This is a genomic window from Vibrio frigidus (assembly GCF_042465995.1).
Taxonomy (GTDB): Bacteria; Pseudomonadota; Gammaproteobacteria; order Enterobacterales; family Vibrionaceae; genus Vibrio.
Genome location: NZ_JBCDMC010000037.1, coordinates 1 through 834, shown reverse-complemented (window position 1 = coordinate 834; position 834 = coordinate 1). Strand labels below are relative to the sequence as shown.

The following is an 834-nucleotide window of genomic DNA, read 5'->3' as shown; positions in this document are numbered from 1 at the left end:
CGCCATCTTTAATACTGACAAGGCGAGATCCTGAATAACCCAAGGTGAGCGTGCGACCCAATTCCGTGGTCATGGTGACGGGTTTATAGTGTGCGTTATAGTGAAGTGAAATGAATTGACCTAGATTGTTGGTCGATTGTGTCAACAACCCTTTCGTGTTGTAACGATGCTTTTCGCCATTTGGCGTTCTAATTTCTACCTCACCCGACGGCAACAAGTTAAACTGATTGTTGTGCCCCGCGACAGCTGTGATAATACCTTTAACATCTTGAGTAAAGAGATAACGCCCGCCGTTAGGGGCAATCCATTTCACTACATTGGCGCCTATTTCATATTCTTTGGTGAAGTTTTTATCGATGGTGTAGCGGTTTAACGCACGACGTGCATCGGAGTGTTGTTTTGTGCTCGCTAATGTCGCCAACGCGAGCTGCGCCTTGTTAACCTTAGGAAGAAGCTGTGTTTTATAAGCGGTTAGCTGGGTAATACCCTCTTTTAGCGCCGCTTGTGCATTCGATTCGTTGTAGCCAATCCGATCACTAAAGCTATTTTCAAGATGGTCAATCGCGATATCGAGCTGTTCAACAATGGCATGATAGTCGGCAACCACGGTTTGGTGCTGGGCGATCTGCTTGCCAATATCGATATCGGCTCCCCAAATAATGCGGCTATCAATAGAGGCATGCCACCCTGCGCCTAGTGACCAAGCCGAGCCTTGGCTGATACGGTGAACCCGTTTGATGGGCAGTACGGGGTTTGTCCAATCGGTGGCTTTGGTGACCTTACAGCCAGAATAGAGTTCGACAGGTTTGCACGTTTCATCACCGGGCTTCGCAT

The 834-nt window shown here is 48.2% G+C and carries 1 pseudogene; it reads right to left on the bottom strand.

Annotated features, from left to right (window positions below):
- Positions 1-834 (bottom strand): annotated as a pseudogene (locus tag AACW90_RS23120) (RHS repeat-associated core domain-containing protein); the annotation flags it as partial.